Below are 20,933 nucleotides of genomic sequence, written 5' to 3'. Positions count from 1 at the left end.
CAGGCTTATTTATGACGCTCTTTCAGTTTATTCACCACGTCATTCATCGATAGACCTTGGTCCTGAAGCAATACCAGCAAGTGGTAAATCAAGTCTGCTGATTCACACACTAACTCCGCCTTATCGCCCGACGTCGCCGCAAGCGCGACTTCAACGCCTTCTTCGCCCACTTTTTGCGAAATACGCTTGGTGCCACGGGCATAAAGACTGGCAGTATAAGAGGAATCTGGGTCGGCACTCTTGCGGGCAGCCAATAGCTGCTCAAGTTGATGAAGCCACACCATTTGTGACTCCTCTTGAGGGTCCACATCCCAGCAAGTTGTGTTACCCAAGTGACACGTAGGACCAATGGGATTCACTTTCACCAGTAGCGTATCGTTGTCGCAATCGAGCTGAATGTTCACCAATTGCAATACGTTGCCAGAGGTCTCACCTTTCGTCCAAAGACGTTGCTTGGTACGAGAGAAAAACGTCACTTGACCTGTTTCGCCCGTTTTTGCCAACGCATCTTGGTTCATGTAACCCATCATCAGCACTTGGCTTGATTGGAAATCTTGTACGATGGCAGGTACCAGACCATCCACCTTTTCCCAGTTGATTCGCTCAGCTAGCGAACTTACTTCGGCGGCTTTCACACTCATAGTCGTACCTCAATGCCTTGTTGTTTCAAATACTGCTTTAGTTCACCAATATTGATGACTTGCTTGTGGAATACCGATGCGGCAAGCGCGCCATCCACATTTGCTTTTTGGTAGGCTTCTGCGAAATGCTCCATGGCACCTGCACCACCCGATGCAATCAATGGCACGTTACACACTTCACGCACCATATTCAGTTGTTCGATGTCGTAGCCGTTACGTACACCGTCTTGGTTCATCATGTTCAGCACGATTTCACCAGCGCCGCGCTTTTGTACTTCTTGCACCCAATCACGCGTTTCCCATTGGGTCGCTTTGGTGCGTTCTTCATCACCAGTAAACTGGTAAACCTGATACTTGCCCGTCTCTTTGTCGTAGTATGAATCGATACCAACGACGATACATTGCACACCAAACTTATCAGCAAGGTCAGTAATCAACTGAGGGTTTGCCAAAGCAGGAGAGTTAATCGATACCTTATCTGCACCAAACTCAAGAATGCGCGCCGCGTCTTCTGCTGATTTAATACCACCCGCCACACAGAACGGGATATCAATCACTTCTGCAACGCGAGCGACCCAACTTTTATCGACGACACGACCATCACTTGAAGCGGTAATATCGTAGAACACAAGCTCGTCAGCGCCTTCTTCAGCATAACGCTGCGCCAGAGGAACGATGTCGCCAATAATTTCGTGGTTGCGAAACTGGACGCCCTTCACCACTTGTCCATCACGAACATCAAGACATGGAATTATTCGCTTTGCCAACATGCAAACGCCTCCTCTGCTGTGAACTTACCATCTAACAATGCACGACCAACAATCACGCCAGCAACACCGCTGCCTTTTAGTGCTTCGATATCCGCTAATGAACCGATGCCACCTGAAGATTGGAACTGCACTTGCGGGTACTGTTTACATAAGTCAACGTAAAGCTCTACGTTTGAGCCTTCTAGCGTACCGTCACGAGAAATGTCCGTGCAAAGCACATGCTGTAGACCTACCGTCAGATAATCGTTGACCAAAGCTTCGATAGTCACACCTGAATCTTCTTGCCAACCAGAAATCGCTACTTTACGCGTGCCGTCTTGATCGATGTTGATGTCTAGCGCAAGAACGATTTTCTCTGCACCGTATTTTTCCATCCAACCTTTCACAAGCTCTGGCTGTTTTACCGCTGTAGAGCCAACTACAACGCGCTGCGCACCGGCTTCTAACAGATCAATCACGTCCTGCTCTGTACGCACTCCACCACCGATTTGGATGTTCGCTGGCGTACTTGCTAATAGCTTTGCAATCAAATCAAGTTGACGTGCTGTCGTGTCTTTCGCGCCAGTTAAATCCACTAAGTGTAGCCAGTTAGCACCTGCTTGGTGGTACAAATTAAACTGCTCTGCTGGGTCGACTTTGTACTCGGTAACTTGACCGTAATCACCTTGATAAAGGCGAACCACCTGTCCTTCAATTAAATCAAGAGCTGGAATAATCACACTAAATCCCTTTTATAATTCTAAGAAGTTTTGAATAAGCTTCGCGCCCGCTTTTGAAGAACGCTCAGGGTGGAATTGCACACCGTAGTAGTTACCGCTTTGTACTGCTGCTGTGAACGGGTTGCCGTATTCACACTCAGCAATCGTGTACTCCCCGACAGGCATTGCAAAGCTGTGTACAAAGTAGAAGTACTCACCTTCTTCAATGCCTTTGAACAATGGGTTACCTGCTTTTGCAGACACTGTGTTCCACCCCATATGCGGCAGCGGTAAATCGCCGGTTTGTAGCAACTTCACTTCGCCATCACAAAGTCCAAGACACTCAACCAACTCATCTGCTTTCTGCCCTTTCTCTTGAGACACTTTGCCCAATAGTTGCATGCCTAAACAGATACCTAGCAATGGCTTTTCTACCTGTTTTACCAAGCTGATAAGATCGCGCTCTTCTAGGTTCTTCATCGCTTCACTGGCAGTCCCCACTCCCGGTAGAAATAACTTGTCAGCTGCCAATACAACTTGTGGATCTTTTGAAATAGTTACGTCATAACCTAGGCGTTCGATGGCAAACTTCACCGAAGAAACGTTGGCACAGCCAGTATCGATAATGACAACTTTCTGTTCTGTCACTGTTTTTCTCCTTGCTAACGTGAGCCTTAAAGCACGCCTTTACTACTTGGTAGCTCAGTGCCTTCTACTTTGATTGCTTGACGTAAAGTACGACCAAACGCTTTAAACAAGCTTTCAATGATGTGGTGGTCATTATTGCCCGCAGAAGACAGGTGCAGCGTACACGCTAGGGTGTCAGTCAGAGAACGGAAGAAGTGAACCACCATCTCTGTTGAAAGATCCCCCACTTGCTCACGGCTAAACTGCGCGTCGAACTTAAGGTAGGGACGACCTGATAGGTCTAGCGCACATTGTGCTAAACACTCATCCATTGGCAGGCTGAAACCAAAGCGACCAATACCACGCTTGTCACCCAGCGCTTCTTTCAACGCCTGACCCAAGGCAAGAGCGGTATCTTCTACTGTGTGGTGATCATCAATGTGAAGGTCTCCTTCCACTTTGCACACCATTTGGAATCCACCGTGCGTCGCAATTTGATCCAACATGTGGTCGAAGAAACCAAGACCCGTTGAGATGTCATTACCGCCTTGCTCATCAAGATTAACCGCAACTTTGATATCCGTTTCTTTCGTGGTACGAGTCACTTCAGCAACACGAGCTTTCACCGTCAGATCTTTCAGGATCTGTTTCCAACCCATGGTTTCTGGGTTGTATTGAATACCACGAATTGCCATATTTTCTGCAAGTTGAAGATCGGTTTGACGATCACCAATCACAACAGAGTTTTGAAAATCAACTTTGCCACCTTGTAGATACTCTTTTACCAAGCCCAATTTAGGCTTACGGCAAGAGCAGTTATCTTCATCAAAGTGAGGACAAATCAGCACGTCATCAAACTTCACACCTTGAGACTCAAAGATCTCCATCATCATGTTGTGTGGTGCGTCGAAATCTTCTTGTGGGTAGCTGTCGGTACCTAGACCATCTTGGTTCGTTACCATCACTAGGCGGTATCCGGCATCCTGCAACGACAACAGGCTTGGGATAACAAATGGCTCTAGTTTAAGCTTATCTAAACGGTCTACTTGAAAATCAACCGGCGGCTCAACAATTAAGGTGCCATCACGGTCGATAAAAAGGATTTTTTGTTGTTTGCTCACTCGAACTTCCTTATTGCTATATCTTTTTGGCGCTCCCGCTATTGAGCGAGAGCGATAAATACTTTTTCTACTTATGAGTAGTAGTTTCTGATAAATCCGAGTGTTTTTTCGCACTCGTCGCGGTTACCCACACTGATACGTACACAGTTCTCGATTGGTGAGTTACGTAAAATAATGCCCGTATCCCAAGCGGCTTTGAAAAGATCATCGCCATCTGGGAACTTCACCAATAGGTAATTCCCCCATCCTTCAAAGACTTCCAATCCCGGAATCATTGACAAACCAACTTGTAAGTAAGCTCGGTTTGCATTCAAGTCGAGAACTTGGAACTTCGCTCGCGCTAGACCTGCTTCAGACAGCGCTTGAGTAGCAATTTCTGCCACTGGAACCGGTACTGGATATGGTGCGATAACTTTAAGAAGTACATTAATCAGCTCTTCGTTCGCAAGCGTAAATCCACAACGCAGACCAGCAAGCGCGAAAGCTTTCGACAGAGTACGCAGAATTGCTAGGTTCGGATATTGCGCCAGCAAATTTACCGTTGACGCTTCTGGACAAAAATCAATGTACGCTTCATCCATTACAACGATTGCTCGGTCTTTTGTCATCTCAAGCAGAGACACAATGTCTTCACGCTTAACCAAGTTACCTGTTGGGTTGTTTGGCGAACATACGAAAACCAGTTTCACGTTATCCAGATTGGCTTCGATGCCTGCAAGGTCTAGTTGCCAATCTGACGTCAGTGGTACGGTTTTGCGCTCAACACCGATGGTTTCGGCACTGATAGCGTACATACCGTAAGTCGGTGGACAGTAAAGAATCGCATCTTCACCCGGCTCACAGAAAGCACGAATCAGTAGCTCAATGCCTTCATCTGCACCGCGAGAAGTCAGCGTTTGTTCTGGTTTCACACCCGCATACGCCGCGTAAGCGGAAATTAGTTCTTTCGGTTGGCATTCGCTGTAACGATTAAGACGAGCAAAGTCTGTTTTGTATTCATTGTTAAATGGTGATTCGTTGGCATTTAGCCATACGTCACCAGTACCGCCAATTCGGCGAGCCGATAAATAAGGGGTAAGTTTTTGGACTTGTTTACGCGCTAGCTTTTCCATCTCAATATCCTCTTACTTCGCTGCCAATTTTTCTACACGGATAGTCACTGCACGTTTGTGTGCATCTAAGCCTTCTGCTTCAGCCATAGTGACCACTGTAGGGGCAAGGTTCTTTAGGCCATCAGCAGATAGCTCTTGAATCGTCATACGCTTAGAGAAGTCCGCCAAGCCTAAGCTTGAATAAGTACGTGTGTAACCGTAAGTAGGAAGAACGTGGTTAGTACCCGATGCGTAGTCACCTGCTGATTCAGGCGACCAATCACCAAGAAAAATAGAACCTGCGTTGTCTAATAGAGGTAGAAGCTCGCGTGGGTTCTTAGTCTGAACAATTAAGTGCTCAGGACCGTAGTAATTTGCGATTGAAACCGATTGAGTCAGAGACTCAGCAATAATAATCAAACTTGAAGCTAATGCTTGCTCGGCAATGTCCGCACGAGACAACTCTTTAAGCTGACGTTGAACAGCATCCGTCACTTGATCTGCAAGCACAGGAGAAGGAGTCACAAGAACCACTTGAGAGTCAGGACCGTGCTCTGCTTGGCTTAACAAATCCGCTGCAATGAAATCTGGGTCTGCCGTTTCATCAGCAATCACTAGCACTTCTGATGGGCCCGCTGGCATATCAATCGCTGCACCACGGAAATCATTACTTACCTGACGTTTTGCTTCTGTCACGTAAGCGTTACCTGGACCAAAGATCTTATCAACTTTAGATACGGTTTCTGTTCCGTAAGCCATTGCTGCGACGGCTTGACCACCGCCGACATTGTACACTTCGTCAATGCCACACAGTTTTGCTACATAAAGGATCTCGTCAGCAATTGGGGGTGGAGAACAAAGCACCACTTTACGACAGCCTGCAATTTTTGCAGGAACCCCAAGCATCAAAACAGTCGATGGCAATGGCGCACTGCCACCGGGAATGTACAAACCCACTTTTTGAATTGGGCGCGTTACCTGTTCACAGACTACACCCGGTTGAGTTTCTACTTTGATTGGTTGTGGCTTCTGCGCTTTGTGAAACTTAGCAATGTTTTCATACGCTTGCTCCAGTGCGTTCTTCATTTTTTCAGAAAGACGCGCTGATGCCTCATCGATTTCTTGAGTTGATACACGGATAGATTCCGGCTGCACTCGGTCAAACTTCTCAGTTAGCTCCAATAATGCAGCATCGCCTTCTTTGCGAACTTTTGCGATTACTTCAGAAACCGCGGCAGTGATATTCGCACCTTCTGTAATTGCAGGACGTTCTAGGATTGAGTCTTGCTGCGTTTCACTTAGCGATTGCCATACGACTGTTCTCATTGCGATTACTCCATCATTTTTTCAATTGGTAGTACTAGAATTGAGCTGGCACCCAGTTCTTTTAGCTGTTCCATGGTTTCCCAGAACAGGTTTTCAGTACTTACCAAGTGAACCGCAACTTTTTGCTTGTCAGCAGATAGAGGCAATACCGTTGGGTCTTCAGCACCAGGAAGTAGAGCTTTGATTTGGTCTAGCTTCTCTGCAGGTGCGTGTAACATGATGTACTTAGACTCTTTCGCTTGCTGTACGCCTTGCATTCGGGTAAGAAGTTTTTCGATTAGCGCCACTTTGTCTGCATCGAATTCGCCAGTACGTTGAATCAGTGTCGCTTTTGATTTGAAGATAATTTCAGCTTCTTTAAGACCGTTCGCTTCCAGTGTTGCACCTGTAGAGACCAAGTCAGCGATGGCATCAGCAAGACCAGCGCGAGGAGCAACTTCTACTGAGCCTGTCAACATACATGTTGAGAATGGAACACCCGCTTCATCCATATAAGCTTTTAACAGTTGCGGGTAAGTTGTAGCGATACGTTTTCCAGCTAAGTCTTGAGGACCGTTGTACTCTTCGTCTTTATCAATCGCGATAGATAAACGGCAACCACCGAAATCAAGTCGACGAAGTTGAACAAATTCAGACGGTTCACCCAGTGCTTTGCGATCAAGACGAACTTCTTCTAATTCGTTTTCACCAATAAAGCCCAAGTCAACCACGCCATCCATAATTAGACCTGGAATATCGTCGTCACGAACCAAAAGCAAATCAATTGGCATATTTTCAGAATGAACAACTAAACGCTCACCCATTACATTGAACTTCACGCCACATTTTTTAAGTAGAGCTTGGCTCTCTTTGCTTAGACGACCTTTTTTCTGAATTGCAATTCTTAAGCGTTGTGTTTGCATTGCTTTATCCCTGTGCCAGATTCGGTAATTAAAATATTTTATAAACCAGTAAAACTAAAAAAACCCTCGAGAGATGTTGGTCTCCCGAGGGTTTGAAATCTGTTTTCACTTTGATTTTCACCTCCGGGAGTTTCCTATCTCCCGGGTATGCGTGCATCTCCCGAAAGACTAGGCTGGGTGATGATGGTGATGAATGTTCATTACAAAATTACGCATACTTATTTAAGGCTCGATTGTGTTGCTTCGTTAACAACCACACTAACTAAGCTGCTAACTTTTTTCAACCTTTAATTTTAAAAAAATACGAATTGTATAATACAAATAAAAAAGGAGGCCGAAGCCCCCTGTTATTTTAACATTTAATTCAACGACTTATGCACTCTGACAAGATGCCATTTTTGACTTCGAAAGCCATGACAAAATCGCACAAACGATAATGAATGTAATCGATGCTGCGATGAAAGAGAACGCAATTGAAGCCGTCATACCAAGAGCAATAAAGCCCACGCATGAAACAAGCGCGACTGATAATGCATAAGGTAACTGAGTTGATACGTGATCGATATGGTTACAACGTGCACCAGTCGATGACAAGATAGTCGTATCTGAGATTGGAGAACAGTGGTCACCGAATACCGCACCAGCAAGAACCGCACTTAGCATTGGTAGCATAAGCGCTACATCTGTTGCGCCAGCCATATCGCCCGCGATTGGTAGCATGATACCGAACGTACCCCATGAAGTACCTGTCGAGAACGCCATTAGACCAGACAGCAAGAATAGGATAACTGGCAGCCAGTGTGGGTTGATGTTGCCTTGTGCCATTGTAGATAGGTAAGAACCTGTCTTCATGTCACCGATAACAGAACCGATAGTCCAAGCAAACACTAGGATTAGGATTGCACCAAACATTGATTTAGCACCAATCCAAAGCGTACGTGCAATCTCAACCATTGGTAGACCTTGCTTCAGCACCGTAAATAGCGCGACAGCAAGACCAAGTAAGCTACCGTAAATTAGAGAAGTACCAACATCAGTATTCTCAAACGCACCTAACAAAGCAAATTCTTTGCCATCTGCTGCTAGTGCTTGACCACCGGTGTAAAGCATTGAAGCAATCGTTGCCACAATAAGCGTAACGATTGGAAGAACTAGGTCAGAAACCTTACCCTTCTCACTTTCACGGATATCTAGCTCTTCATTTAGCTCATGCGCTTCTTGAGTATCATTTTCTTTATCTTTATCGAAACCACGGCCTTGAGACGCCGCGATTTCGTGATCACGCATCTTACCAATATCTAAACCAAACCACGCCACTGCGAATACCATTAGCAGAGCAAACACAGCGTAGAAGTTCATTGGGATAAGGCGAACATAAGCGCCTAGTGCAGAATATTCTGTGATGCCATGTGACACCAAGATACCACCGATAATAGTAATGATGTATGCACCCCAGCTTGATGCTGGCATGATCACACACATAGGTGCTGCTGTGGAGTCTAAGATGTACGCTAGCTTAGCGCGAGAGACGTAAAAGCGGTCAGTTACTGGACGAGAGATAGCACCAACGGCAAGACTGTTAAAGTAATCGTCGACAAAAATGAATACGCCAAGGAAAGCTGCAAGAAGTTTAGAGCCACGTTTACTTTTTACGCGTGTTTGCGCCCATTCAGCGAAAGCACGAGTACCACCAGAAAGTGTTAACAACGCTGTTGTCATACCTAAAAGAATAAGGAAGCCAACAATACTCATGTTCCAAGTATTGATACCACCGTCTTCAATAAAGACAGAAGAAACTTGAGAACTAACATAACCTACCGTATTACCGATAGACCAATCGTTAAGAAGTACCGCACCCAGCACGATACCAACACCAAGAGAAACTAAAACACGTCGAGTTAGAATCGCCAGCGTCAGCGCGACAATAGGCGGTAATAACGAAACAGGAGAATGTGCAAAATCTATTAAATTCATGATCTTCAAAAACCAAAGTTTGGCTAGAGATCTACTGCAGACAAGTCACGTAGCATACGGTACGTGCTCATGTTGAACTTAGCGACAGGGAAGCGAACACTTCACCCAACCCTACAGTAGCGCTCCATAGTTTAATGTAAATATACTATGGCAGTGTTGTTCCTTTCAGAGACAACCCCAGCAAGTGGTTTCGATAGCCCCACTTACTTCGGCAATCTTCGCCTTCCACTATTATTCATTGGCATCACCCCAATAATAGCTACTCTTCGAGACTGCACCTCTACGGCAATAACAAACAATTAACCGTTAATCGTACAAATTAACAACAATTTATCTGCAATATTGCATCAGGTGGTTGTCATTGTACCTATGAAGCCTCCCATTGCAACACATCAAACTAAATTAAATGAATAAATAATCGCGATTTCGATTTATAAATGAAATGTGACCAAATCATACATTGCGCAACTGCAATCACTTCAACCTTGTCCATTATGAAACTTTATTACTACTATTAAATACGCCATAGTTTTACGTGCATCAATAAATGAATGAAATATGACAGTGATAGCATTTGCCATCTAATCCTTTTCTGTCAGAAAAAGGGAAATTTAATTCAAGCTATAAATAAACATGATAGCGATCGAGAAAAAGACCGTATCTATTAAGTAAAAATTGTCTGAAGTGGCTAATTAAATTTCAAATTGATTAATTAATATTGTTAGAACCCGAAAAAACTAAAGAAATTTAATCTAAATCATGAATTAGCATTTGCACATATCAGAAAGATAAAGTTAAATATAAGGACTCTATGTTTATTTCTAGATTCACATTTAATTTATCTTATCGATAAGCGATGTAGAATCTTTTAACCTATTAATAGGAATCGTCATGTCAGAGCTGACTAAAACACTTCTAAATATCCGTAGCCTTCGTGCATTTTCTCGTGAGCTGACTCTAGAACAATTGGAAGAAGCTCTAGATAAACTAACTATCGTTGTTCAAGAGCGTCAAGAAGCAGAAGAAGCAGACCGCGCAGCACAAGCTGAGCAAGAAGCTAAGCTGGCTGCTATCGCTGAGCAAATCGCTCAAGACGGTATCGATGTTGAAGCGCTAATTAGTGCACTTGCTGGTGAAACAAAAACTAAAGCAAAAACTAAACGTGCCCCTCGCCCTGCTAAATACAAATACACTGACGTAAGCGGTGAAGAGAAAACTTGGACAGGTCAAGGTCGTACACCTTCTGCAATCCAAGAGCAACTAGATGCAGGTAAATCTCTAGATGATTTCCTAATCTAAGAATAGATTTATGAAATTTTAAAAAGGTTCCCTATGGGAGCCTTTTTTATTTGTCTGTAAATAGATACAAAAATGGCGCATTTTGAATGCGCCATTTTTTGCGTATGTGAGAAGTTGGTTAATTCAACAGAATCTATTAACGTTCCCAGTATGCTTCTTCTAAACTATCTTCGCGCTCAGGAAGACCACGAGAAAGACGTGGTGAATGCTGCACTAACACTTCGTAACTCGCGCGGTTTGCGTATTTACAAACTTGAGAGAATGAAGAGTAAGTTAAATACTCATTGCTGTGCTTGCTAGAGTTAGGCACATTTTCTTTGTGGTATTTATTTGCAGCCATATCGTGAAGTACTGCTGACAATGCTGCATCACCTGCGCCATTAGTATTTTTAATTTTTTCTGGGCCACCCATGTATGGGGAGATATGTGAATATACTTTGATTGCATTTTCACATGAGTCTTTCTTTGCAGGCCGGCTAAATTCAAAACGGTTGAATTCGGCAATAGAACCAGGAAGCAGCGGCAACGACGTTTCACGCTTCGCGCTTTCTTCTGTATAACCCGCCATAAATAGACCAACAGGACCTGCTGTACATAACACAAGGTCAGCCCACTCAAGCGTCTTATCCGACGCCGCTAGCGGATCAGATTCGCCCGTTAGCGCTTCCGCTTCGTCTTCATTCATTGCAACAACGGATACATTGTCGCGAATAAATTCTTGCCAGAATGTTGGGTCATCTTGAATAACAAATTTAGTTCCTAGTGTTAGTACCACAGGAACATCATGTTTCTTCGCGTATTCAATTGCACGCATCGTTGCTTCCGGCATTGGGTCGCCTTCTTTACAACGAACTAGGTAAGCAGTCAGTACTAACGCAGACGCGCTCTTGAAGATTTTCTCAGGGATGTTGTCTGGGTGAAGTTGGTTCATTTGACCTTCACTGATTGCGAAAGTACGTTCACCATCTTCTGTAATCAGAGCGAAACAGCGACCGATGGCACCTTCAACACCTTGTAGGTAGTTCAGGTCCATACGGCTAGAAGTGTTACATAGGTAGCGGTAACCGTAGCTACCAATTTTGATGTCCTGACTCATTACACCCAAAAGCGTTGAACGGTCATCCGCTAACACAGAATAGTTGTGTAGCGTGTTACCGATTGTGCCACCAGCATACTCATTGGTAATTAAGCATTCTTCTTTTAGCTGTTGGTATAGCGCTTCTGCAGTCGCGTCATCAATTACCAACGAGTGTCCTTTACTCAAACCGTACTTTTCAATCACATCCGTTGTAACTTTCGCTTCAATATCAACCAGCGTTTGGTCAATGCCGATGATGTGAGTGCGCGTCATCTTTTTGCTTTCTTGTGCTTGGCTCACCAATGGGTCACGAGCATGAACAGGAAAATAGTGCTTCGATTTGCGTTGTCCAGGAAATTTCATATTGTTAGTCTGAGTAAGGGGATGAAAAGGAGAACGGATTCTATACCGCCGTCATTAAAGCAGCAATAAAGGCAATTATAGCAAACGTTTGCAGTCCGCTTTTTTCTTTCAATCGCCCTATTCGCCTTCCATGAAACCAAGATCTGGCAGTTGTTCGAGGTGTTCACTGTAACGCTTAAGGTCGAACTCCCCACCGTTCTTCATTACGTCAAAAATCTCAATAGACATAGCACACGCCATCATCGCCACCGCATCTTCACGTGGTGTGCCTGTCATCATTAGACGCATCAGCGTTTCTTTCACCTTAAGTGGATTACCATCTTCAAGTTGATTTTCAACAATTTCAATCAACTCTGCTTCTTGCATAAATTGGTTTTCTTCAGTCATTTGATTTTTCCTCTTGGATTTTTGCCAACTATGCCATATATAACCCTTCTATACTTATCGAATTTAATACTCACGTTCGCATTTGGATAAATTTAAGCCAAAATCGAAGTGTGATTTCGATCTCGGATCTGTCACCGGTCAGTGGATTCTGGTAGAATCTGCGTCCCGTTAATTTTAGTGGTGTTTAGTAATGTCTGATAACAGCCAAAAGAAAGTCATCGTCGGTATGTCCGGCGGCGTTGATTCATCTGTTTCTGCGTATCTTCTAAAGCAACAAGGCTACCAAGTAGAAGGCCTGTTCATGAAGAACTGGGAAGAAGATGACAACGAAGAATATTGTACAGCAGCAGAAGATCTTGCTGATGCGCAGGCAGTATGTGACAAGCTAGGCATCCACCTACACACTATCAACTTTGCTGCTGAATACTGGGATAATGTATTTGAATACTTCCTTGCGGAATACAAAGCAGGTCGTACACCAAACCCAGACATTCTTTGTAACAAAGAAATCAAATTCAAAGCATTTCTAGAATTTGCGGATGAAGTGCTTGATGCAGATTACATCGCAATGGGTCACTACGTACGCCGCTCTTTCCCAGAAGACGCTTTACCTGGTGAAGAACAGGAAAAACCGCAAATGTTACGTGGTCTAGATGGCAACAAAGACCAGAGCTACTTCCTATACACATTAAGCCACGAGCAGATTGCACGTAGCCTATTCCCTGTTGGTGATTTAGAGAAGCCAGAAGTGCGCCGTATCGCAGAAGAGCAAGACCTGATCACAGCGAAGAAGAAAGATTCTACCGGTATCTGTTTCATCGGTGAACGTAAGTTTACGGAATTCCTAGGTCGTTACCTTCCTGCTCAACCGGGTAATATCGAAACGCCAGAAGGCGAAGTGATCGGTCAGCATCAAGGTTTGATGTACCACACATTAGGTCAACGCAAAGGTCTTCATATCGGTGGTCGTAAAGGCGGTGGCGGTAACGAAGACCCATGGTTTGTTGGTGAGAAAGATCTAGAACGTAACGTTTTGATTGCGGTTCAAGGTAAAGACCACCCAATGCTGAAATCAGAAGGTCTACTTGCATCACAACTTCACTGGGTAGATCGTGAGCCAATTCGCGATGTTATGAAGTGCACAGTGAAAACTCGTTACCGTCAGGAAGATATTCCTTGTACAATCATCCCTATCGATGATGAAAACATTAAAGTGATCTTTGACGAGCCACAAATTGCTGTAACGCCAGGTCAATCAGCCGTGTTCTATAAAGATGACGTGTGCCTTGGTGGCGGCATCATCGAGCAACGCATTAAATATTCTCAAGCTTAGGAGTCGTTACGTGGCGAATACACTTTATGACCGTACTATCGCTTTTGCAGGTATCTGCCAAGCTGTTGCTTTGGTTCAACAGGTAGCGAGAGACGGACATTGTGATCAAGATGCCTTTGAAACGTCAATTAACGCCATTTTGAATACTAGCCCAGCCAACACCATCGGTGTTTTCGGTCGCGAAGCCGACCTTAAGCTGGGTCTTGAATGCTTGGTGAAAGGGATTGATAGCACCCCATCTGGAAGTGAAGTCACTCGCTACATCATCAGCCTAATGGCATTAGAGCGCAAGCTATCGGGTCGTAACGATGCAATGTCACAACTTGGTGACCGCATTCAAATGGCTCAGCGTCAAACGGAACATTTTGAATTGCTAGATGATCAAATGATCAGCAACCTAGCGAGCATTTACTTGGATGTAGTCAGCCCTATTGGTCCTCGTATTCAAGTAACTGGTACTCCATCTGTACTGCAACAAACCGCTAACCAGCACAAAGTTCGTGCGTTGTTGTTATCGGGTATTCGTAGCGCAGTACTCTGGCGTCAAGTTGGCGGTAAACGTCGCCACCTGATCTTCGGACGCAAGAAGATGATAGAGCAAGCACAAATCCTTCTTGCTCGAATGTAATAAGGTATCAAGTAAGCAGCTCGCGTTTATCGCGAGCTCATTTTTTTCGATCAAAACAAATCTCGCGCAAACGTTTGCGCAATATTCGTGACAATTGCCACAGTTATTGGTATAAAGCTCACGAAATTTAGAAACCCAATTCAGGAGAACATCATGGAACTGTCAGCATTGACTGCTGTTTCACCAGTAGACGGCCGTTACGGAAGCAAGACAATTGCGTTACGCGAAATTTTCAGTGAATACGGTCTACTAAAGTACCGTACTATCGTTGAAATCCGCTGGCTACAAAAGCTTGCTGCTACTGCTGAAATTGCAGAAGTGCCAGCGTTTAGCGCAGAAGCAAACCAATTCCTAGACGACCTTGCTGCAAACTTCTCTGAAGAAGATGCACGCCGAATCAAAGAGATCGAGCGTACAACTAACCACGACGTTAAAGCGGTTGAGTACTTCCTAAAAGAGAAAGTAGCAGATGTTCCTGAACTGCACGCAGTAAACGAGTTCTTCCACTTTGCATGTACTTCTGAAGACATCAACAACACTTCACATGCTCTTATGCTTAAAGAAGCGCGTGAGAACGTGATTCTTCCAGAAATCCGTAACCTAATCGACGCTATCAAAGCGCTAGCAGTGGAATACCGCGACATTCCTCTTCTATCTCGTACACACGGTCAGCCAGCTTCTCCATCAACAATGGGTAAAGAAATGGCAAACGTGGCGTACCGTATGGAGCGTCAATTCAAGCAAATCGAAAACGTTGAGATCCTAGCGAAAATCAACGGTGCAGTAGGTAACTACAACGCACACCTTTCTGCTTACCCAGAGCTAGATTGGCACAAGTTCTCTGAAGAGTTCATCACAGAGTCTCTAGGCGTAACTTGGAACCCTTACACAACTCAGATCGAACCTCACGATTACATCGCTGAACTGTTCGACGCTATCGCTCGTTTCAACACTATCCTGATTGACTTCGACCGTGACGTTTGGGGTTACATCGCACTAGGTCACTTCAAGCAAAAAACCATTGCTGGTGAGATTGGTTCTTCAACAATGCCTCACAAAGTTAACCCAATCGACTTTGAAAACTCAGAAGGTAACCTAGGCCTTGCGAACGCTGTATTCGGTCACCTAGCACAGAAACTACCTATCTCTCGTTGGCAACGTGACCTAACTGACTCAACAGTTCTACGTAACCTTGGTGTTGGTGTTGGCTACGCAATTATCGCTTACACTTCTACGCTTAAAGGCATCAGCAAGCTAGAAGTAAACCGCGAAGCACTTCTTGCTGAACTAGACAAGAACTGGGAAGTACTGGCAGAACCAGTACAAACAGTAATGCGTCGTTACGGCATCGAGAAGCCTTACGAGAAACTAAAAGAACTGACTCGTGGTAAGCGTGTAGATGGTGAAGCAATGCGTAACTTCATCGACGGTCTTGAGCTTCCTGAACACGAGAAAGCGCGACTTAAAGAGATGACACCAGCGAACTACATCGGTCAAGCAATTGAGTTGACAGACAAGCTGTAAGAGAATCGAATAATAAAGAGGGTTGACGTGAAAGCGTCAACCCTTTCTTTATTCTAGGGGGAACGAACTGCAACCTATGCAGCGCAGTGATTCGGAATAATGGATAAGGCTCTATTCATGAAGCGAAGCGTTCTCGAATCTCGAATCTCGAAGACCAGCATTACCAGCAATTTTATTGCCTCTGAAAAAACAGAGTAATCGTCCCTACTTCGATCCCAAACTTCTTGATCTTAGTAAGATTAAACACGTGCATTTCGTCTTGGCGGTAGAGCCAGTCATCAAATGAAACCGTGATAGTTGAATCATCCATTTTTAGCTCAAAATCGTACTGCCATTGGAGAGCGTTTCCTACCTCTTTGCCCGTAGCGACACCAATAATATCATCCGCTTTCCCCTGATAAGTACCGTCTGCAAGTTTGGTAATGACCCAGATTCGCTGGTCAAGTTCACCATCGTCAAAGACAAAGTCTTCCACCAGCGTCAACTCATTGCCTTCAACCGTTCCAACAATATCGACTTCAAAGCGGCGAGTTTGCTTCTCGGTGTAATCTTGAACCATCCCCCACGCTTTGACATCGCCTTCAAAGTAGCCAAATAAATCAAAAGCCGGTGAGGACGCCTGGTAATTATCTATGTCAGCCGAACATGCGCCGAGTAACGTTGCAGCAGCGACAACCGATGTTTTGATCATTCGTTTTATTATTTTCACTGCCTCACCTGCCCGATCAGTTGTTTACGAAGTTTGGGGAATTCCGTCTGTGGTGATAACCAAATTGAAAGAAAGGCATCATTGAGGCGCTCATCATTCACATAACCAACCGTCTGGTAAGGTTTACTGCCTGCTTGACGATAAATCAGTTGACCATTTTTACCATCGGTAAGGTAGGTAAGCTCATCGCCTTTCTTGATGTCAGGAAACATAGTGTTCAATTCAGAAATCCACTGCTGGCGATAAGCCTGAGTAAAACCCAGCTTTTGCCATTGTTCGTCGGTCACATCAAGTAGCTGGTCTCTACTGATATCGCGCTGATAGTTAATCTCGAGTGCAAATGGATGGGGAGAAATATCACCGGACACCATATATATGCCCTCAGGCGCTTTTAAGCGAGATTTATAGATATCAAACACGAACCAAGTGAGCTGCGCTTCACCGACAGTTTGCCATTGCTGCCAATCGCTATTTGTTACTCCGTTTGTACTCGTCACACTTTGCGCTTGCAAAGGCACCGCACAGAATAAGGAGGCGACTATTACACTGCTAGTCAGTTTCCGTTTCCAATTTATCTTCCAACTTTTCATTTCCGTACACCTTGAGTATCAATAGCATCATCAAACACCATTCAACGAACAAAATCGCTAGTGTCGCGCTAACGCTGAAACCAAACTCGACAGCCTCAAGCTTATAACCGGCAAAGTAGCTGGCTGTGCCTCCGAGACCACCTACTATTGATACGTAAATTTTGGGGAAACGGTACAAAATTGACTTAAGTTGATAAGCGTACCAAGAGAACAGAACCCACAAACAGGTGAGCCATAAGGGTAACCACGTGGTCGGAAATATAAAGACAGAAAATTGCTTATTGAGTGTGTCTAGCACCAAACCCACAAAGACAACCATGGTGATACGTTTGAGAGCAAAGGGCTCCGCTCTCCAACAATGTACTATCGTCAGCAATGTAAGTATTAAGGTCAGCGACTGCCACTGATAGGTTCCAAGTACAGCTAAAAACCAGCATAGTTGGAACCAAGTTGACGCTAAAAACACTTTCATGACGAACTACGGACGCTGAAACGTCATATGAACCGCACTGATCGTGCGAGCTAGAAACCCACCTTCACAGTAACTTAGATAGTATCGCCACATACGTACAAAGCGATCATCGTAACCAAACGCACGCACGTCATGCTCTGATTGATTAAAGCGGTGGTGCCATTCGTTAAGCGTCTTGGCGTAATCCAACCCAATATCAAACAAGTCTCGCGTCACCAGGTCACTGTGTTTAGTTGTTGCTTGGGTGAGTGACGTTACCGAAGGTAAAAAACCGCCGGGGAAAATGTACTTCTGAATGAAGTCGACATTGTTGCTGTAGTAATCGTAACGCTGATCGGCAATAGTAATCGCTTGGATAGCCATCAAACCACCCGGCTTTAGCAGGGACTCACACTTCTTGATATAAGAAGGTAAAAATTGCTTACCCACGGCTTCTATCATCTCAATAGAAACAAGCTTGTCATAAGACCCCGTTAAGTTTCGGTAATCTTCTTTGAGCAAGGTAATTTTGTCGGTCAAACCACGCTCATTTATCTTCTGTTCTGCGTAGGCATGCTGTTCTTCAGAAATGGTTGTCGTGGTCACTCGACAGCCATACTGCTCAGCCATATAAATCGCCATTGCGCCCCAACCGGTACCAATTTCAATGACATGGTCGCTAGGTTTAAGCTCAAGTTGTTGACACAGGCGTTCCATCTTATTGATTTGCGCCTGCTCTAATGAGTCATCCACTTGGTTGTACAGGGCCGACGAGTACAGCATATTCGTATCAAGAAATGCTTCATACAAATTGTTGCCTAAATCGTAATGAGCGTGAATGTTTTTGCGCGAATTTTCTTGCGAATTGCGATTGGTCCAATGACTGACCTTATATAACAGCCTCGTTATCCAGCTGCCCTGCTCTTCAAGCTTATCCAGCGCTCGCATGTTAAGCGCCATTAGCTTCATCAATGCTGTCAGATCTGGACTATCCCACCACCCATCCATATAGGCTTCACCCGCAGCGATACTGCCGCCCTGTAGAATTCGGGAGTAGAACCCCGGATGCTTAACTTCAATAGTTGCAGCAACGGGGTCTCCGTTATGCTCACCATTGGGCGTCGAAAAACGCTCGCTACGCTCAGTCGTTTCTGTTTTGAAGCTCTCAATGACCGTTAAGCATCCAATCTCCATCTTTTGCAGACACTGGAAAAGAACTCCACGGGCCGCTTTTTGCGTTGTTGTTAATTCACGCGGCATTGCGATAGAAGTTGTATTTAACATGCAGAGTTCTCCTTATGCTTATCATTTTTCTTGTCTTCACCCACATGGTTTGCTTCGCCCTTACTGGATTGAGCGTATTTTGGATGTGAGTAAAAAGGTGCGCCTTTAATCCACAATTTCAGCGCGTGCCAATAAATACCAACCATTACTTTTACCGTTTGAATCGGCGTAACGATCAAGCATTTCAACAAGGTATTACTTGAAAAGGGCTTGGCTTTCATAGCCATAGTCGCATCAAAATGTTTTTCGTCTTTATGGCATTCCAAATGAATATTCAGCTTGTCTGTTAAAGGTTTTATTTTCCATCGGTACAGTTGGTCGATTGGATTGAAAGGAGAAACATGAAATGCTTTGTTCTGCTCCCACCCAAACTCTTCATCTTGCTCGTCCGCTGCTACCGCATAATAATGACGTTCATTCCAAGGTGTGTTGCTCACCTCTGCGAGGAGGTACTTCCATTCCCCTTCTTTGTTATAAACGTAGTAGAAATTGACCGGACTGAAATAGAGTCCTAGATAACGTAAGTGACAAACCGCTATCACTTTACCGGTCAAACGAACACCAGCTAGCGCTTCCAGTTTGTCTTGAACCGCAGATTTTACGCACCCTTTTCCACCAATATAATCACTGCGCTTAAAACGTGCCCAATGCCACCATCGCGAACCAAAGCCCCATACTTTTTTCTCTAACGCTTCGAGCTCGTCCACGTCGATGGCTGGCATAAATAGTGAGTAATTCAACTCATGCTTTATAGGCGTAAAGCGACGGTGACGGACGTTGCCTATAAATAATCTGCTGTTCATCTGACTATCCATATCATGCCGCGCCTTTTTCAAAAGGAACCACATTTTGCTCGCGGTACTTTTCTTCTAGCCCTTGAACAACATCTAGTGCGCTACGGACACCATCTTCATGGAAACCGTTGTACCAATAAGCACCGCAGAACCATGTGCCTTGTATACCTTGAACTTCGTCTTTACGTTGCTGCGCAGCGATAGACTCCATCGTAAATACAGGGTGATGATAAGTGAATGAGCGTAGGATTTTGCTTGGGTCGATTTGTTCCGTACTGTTCAAAGTGACACAGAAAGTATGCTCAGACTGGACATGCTGAAGGATATTCATGTTGTAAGTAAGCGAAGGAAGTCGTTGCTGCTCATCTTCACTGCCTTCTAGCAGATAATTCCATGACGCCCACGCTGCCTTACGTTTTGGCAGTAAACGGGTGTCTGTATGCAGTACAACCTCGTTTGCTTGATAGGTCATATCCCCTAGAATTTCCTGCTCGGTTTGGCTGATATCTCCTAGCATTCTCATTGCTTGATCACTGTGACAAGCGAAGATAACGTCATCAAACCAATGTGTTTCTCCATGAACCTGAACACCTACGCCATTTTCAGTTCGGATAACTTTCTCTACAGGGCTGTTTAGACGAATATCATTGGCATAGCCTTTCGTTAGAGGCGCAATGTAAGAGCGAGAGCCACCTTTAACCACGTACCATTGTGGGCGATTTGTAATATCCAACAAACCGTGGTTGAGGAAGAAGCGTAAGAAAAACATAAGCGGGAATGCACGCATATCCGCTAGTGTCGACGACCAAATTGCAGCGCCCATCGGCAAGATGTAGTTGTCGGTAAAGAAAGCACTGAATTTGTGCTCATCCAGAAACGCTCCCAACGTTTGGTTATTAGTTAACTGTTCATTGGCAAAGCTTTTAGCCAGTTTGTTGAAGCGAAGGATTTCAAAAATAAAACGATAGAACTTTGGATTTGCCCAATTTCGTTTTTGAGCAAACAATGTCGATACAGTGTGTCCGTTGTACTCCAATCCATTACCATCGTTTCTGACGCTGAAGCTCATCTGAGTAGGAATGCCTTCAACGCCAATCTCATCCATCATTTCTATGAAGTTTGGGTATGTACGATCGTTGTATACGATAAACCCAGTGTCGATTGCATACTCTTTACCATCAAGACTGACATCAACAGTCGCCGTATGACCACCAACGTAATCATTCGCTTCAAACAACGTCACGTCATGTTCTTTATGTAAGTAATAGCCACATGTGAGACCAGATATCCCTGTACCTACGATGGCGATTTTTTTTCTTCCTGCCGTATTCATGATTCTTCCT

21 protein-coding genes, 1 riboswitch and 1 other annotated feature are annotated in these 20,933 nt (G+C 44.6%); of the genes, 4 read left to right on the top strand and 17 right to left on the bottom strand.

Annotated features, from left to right (window positions below):
* Positions 1–5 precede the first annotated feature (5 nt).
* The 9 genes from hisIE to tet(35) all read right to left on the bottom strand — a co-directional run bounded on the left by hisIE (position 6) and on the right by tet(35) (position 9,150).
* The gene (gene hisIE / locus NL647_RS12660; protein ID WP_005450749.1) at positions 6–641 is read right to left on the bottom strand and encodes a bifunctional phosphoribosyl-AMP cyclohydrolase/phosphoribosyl-ATP diphosphatase HisIE; all 636 of its coding nucleotides are present in this window, start codon (positions 639–641) and stop codon (positions 6–8) included.
* Positions 638–1,411 carry an imidazole glycerol phosphate synthase subunit HisF gene (gene hisF, locus NL647_RS12655; RefSeq protein WP_004749837.1) on the bottom strand — a complete coding sequence of 258 codons (774 nt, stop codon included), beginning with the start codon at positions 1,409–1,411 and terminating at the stop codon, positions 638–640. Before hisF ends, hisIE begins: the two co-directional genes overlap by 4 nt.
* Positions 1,393–2,130, bottom strand: coding sequence for a 1-(5-phosphoribosyl)-5-[(5-phosphoribosylamino)methylideneamino]imidazole-4-carboxamide isomerase (gene hisA, locus NL647_RS12650; RefSeq protein WP_009698177.1), 738 nt, complete (start codon positions 2,128–2,130; stop codon positions 1,393–1,395). The genes hisF and hisA overlap by 19 nt, the downstream gene beginning before the upstream one ends.
* A gap of 12 nt (positions 2,131–2,142) precedes the next feature.
* Positions 2,143–2,757, bottom strand: coding sequence for an imidazole glycerol phosphate synthase subunit HisH (hisH, locus tag NL647_RS12645; protein WP_017819522.1), 615 nt, complete (start codon positions 2,755–2,757; stop codon positions 2,143–2,145).
* Between the two features lie 26 nt (positions 2,758–2,783).
* Complete coding sequence (gene hisB / locus NL647_RS12640) at positions 2,784–3,857, bottom strand: bifunctional histidinol-phosphatase/imidazoleglycerol-phosphate dehydratase HisB (protein WP_253650227.1); 1,074 nt, start codon at positions 3,855–3,857, stop codon at positions 2,784–2,786.
* Between the two features lie 71 nt (positions 3,858–3,928).
* Positions 3,929–4,969, bottom strand: coding sequence for a histidinol-phosphate transaminase (gene hisC / locus NL647_RS12635; RefSeq protein ID WP_253650226.1), 1,041 nt, complete (start codon positions 4,967–4,969; stop codon positions 3,929–3,931).
* 12 nt (positions 4,970–4,981) lie between these two features.
* A complete protein-coding gene (hisD, locus tag NL647_RS12630) occupies positions 4,982–6,274 on the bottom strand; it encodes a histidinol dehydrogenase (protein WP_253650225.1) in 1,293 nt (430 codons plus the stop codon).
* Positions 6,275–6,279: 5 nt separating this feature from the next.
* Positions 6,280–7,176 (bottom strand): ATP phosphoribosyltransferase, encoded by an 897-nt coding sequence (hisG, locus tag NL647_RS12625; RefSeq protein WP_005450765.1) that lies wholly within the window; start codon positions 7,174–7,176, stop codon positions 6,280–6,282.
* Between the two features lie 55 nt (positions 7,177–7,231).
* Positions 7,232–7,369 (bottom strand) — a sequence feature (His leader region).
* A gap of 179 nt (positions 7,370–7,548) precedes the next feature.
* The gene (gene tet(35) / locus NL647_RS12620; protein WP_029789480.1) at positions 7,549–9,150 is read right to left on the bottom strand and encodes a tetracycline efflux Na+/H+ antiporter family transporter Tet(35); all 1,602 of its coding nucleotides are present in this window, start codon (positions 9,148–9,150) and stop codon (positions 7,549–7,551) included.
* A 109-nt stretch (positions 9,151–9,259) separates the two neighbouring features.
* Positions 9,260–9,441, bottom strand: a riboswitch (Lysine riboswitch).
* A 600-nt stretch (positions 9,442–10,041) separates the two neighbouring features.
* On the opposite strand from tet(35), the gene NL647_RS12615 reads away from it, so the two are divergent.
* Complete coding sequence (locus NL647_RS12615; RefSeq protein ID WP_005450770.1) at positions 10,042–10,449, top strand: H-NS family nucleoid-associated regulatory protein; 408 nt, start codon at positions 10,042–10,044, stop codon at positions 10,447–10,449.
* 136 nt (positions 10,450–10,585) lie between these two features.
* Here the strand turns inward: NL647_RS12615 and NL647_RS12610 are convergent, their stop codons facing one another.
* Positions 10,586–11,890 (bottom strand): inosine/guanosine kinase, encoded by a 1,305-nt coding sequence (locus NL647_RS12610; protein ID WP_005450773.1) that lies wholly within the window; start codon positions 11,888–11,890, stop codon positions 10,586–10,588.
* Positions 11,891–12,007: 117 nt separating this feature from the next.
* On the bottom strand, positions 12,008–12,277 hold the full coding sequence (locus NL647_RS12605) for a hypothetical protein (RefSeq protein ID WP_005450775.1): 270 nt from the start codon (positions 12,275–12,277) through the stop codon (positions 12,008–12,010).
* Positions 12,278–12,467: 190 nt separating this feature from the next.
* On the opposite strand from NL647_RS12605, the gene mnmA reads away from it, so the two are divergent.
* The 3 genes from mnmA (at position 12,468) to purB (ending at position 15,762) form a co-directional block, all read left to right on the top strand.
* Positions 12,468–13,610: a tRNA 2-thiouridine(34) synthase MnmA gene (mnmA, locus tag NL647_RS12600; RefSeq protein ID WP_005450776.1), complete on the top strand. Its 1,143-nt coding sequence runs from the start codon at positions 12,468–12,470 to the stop codon at positions 13,608–13,610.
* A 10-nt stretch (positions 13,611–13,620) separates the two neighbouring features.
* A complete protein-coding gene (gene hflD / locus NL647_RS12595; protein ID WP_253650224.1) occupies positions 13,621–14,238 on the top strand; it encodes a high frequency lysogenization protein HflD in 618 nt (205 codons plus the stop codon).
* Between the two features lie 153 nt (positions 14,239–14,391).
* Positions 14,392–15,762: an adenylosuccinate lyase gene (gene purB, locus NL647_RS12590; protein ID WP_005378198.1), complete on the top strand. Its 1,371-nt coding sequence runs from the start codon at positions 14,392–14,394 to the stop codon at positions 15,760–15,762.
* Between the two features lie 172 nt (positions 15,763–15,934).
* On the opposite strand, the gene NL647_RS12585 is transcribed toward purB, so the two are convergent.
* The 6 genes from NL647_RS12585 to NL647_RS12560 are packed head-to-tail and all read right to left on the bottom strand — an operon-like array spanning position 15,935 to position 20,923.
* Positions 15,935–16,453, bottom strand: coding sequence for a DUF3833 domain-containing protein (locus NL647_RS12585; RefSeq protein WP_005450780.1), 519 nt, complete (start codon positions 16,451–16,453; stop codon positions 15,935–15,937).
* Between the two features lie 14 nt (positions 16,454–16,467).
* Positions 16,468–17,061 (bottom strand): chalcone isomerase family protein, encoded by a 594-nt coding sequence (locus tag NL647_RS12580; protein WP_017188200.1) that lies wholly within the window; start codon positions 17,059–17,061, stop codon positions 16,468–16,470.
* Positions 17,021–17,533, bottom strand: coding sequence for a DUF2878 domain-containing protein (locus NL647_RS12575; RefSeq protein ID WP_050941209.1), 513 nt, complete (start codon positions 17,531–17,533; stop codon positions 17,021–17,023). The genes NL647_RS12580 and NL647_RS12575 overlap by 41 nt, the downstream gene beginning before the upstream one ends.
* A gap of 6 nt (positions 17,534–17,539) precedes the next feature.
* A complete protein-coding gene (locus tag NL647_RS12570) occupies positions 17,540–18,796 on the bottom strand; it encodes a cyclopropane-fatty-acyl-phospholipid synthase family protein (protein ID WP_253650223.1) in 1,257 nt (418 codons plus the stop codon).
* Complete coding sequence (locus tag NL647_RS12565; RefSeq protein WP_253650222.1) at positions 18,790–19,611, bottom strand: DUF1365 domain-containing protein; 822 nt, start codon at positions 19,609–19,611, stop codon at positions 18,790–18,792. The genes NL647_RS12570 and NL647_RS12565 overlap by 7 nt, the downstream gene beginning before the upstream one ends.
* Position 19,612: 1 nt before the next feature.
* Positions 19,613–20,923, bottom strand: a complete 1,311-nt coding sequence (locus NL647_RS12560) for an NAD(P)/FAD-dependent oxidoreductase (protein WP_253650221.1) — start codon at positions 20,921–20,923, stop codon at positions 19,613–19,615.
* Positions 20,924–20,933 lie beyond the last annotated feature (10 nt).

Origin of the sequence: Vibrio sp. Y29_XK_CS5, from assembly GCF_024181835.1 — a bacterium.
Taxonomy (GTDB): domain Bacteria; phylum Pseudomonadota; class Gammaproteobacteria; order Enterobacterales; family Vibrionaceae; genus Vibrio; species Vibrio harveyi.
Note: the sequence above shows the minus strand (reverse complement) of the source record. Positions and strands in the feature narration are given on the sequence as shown.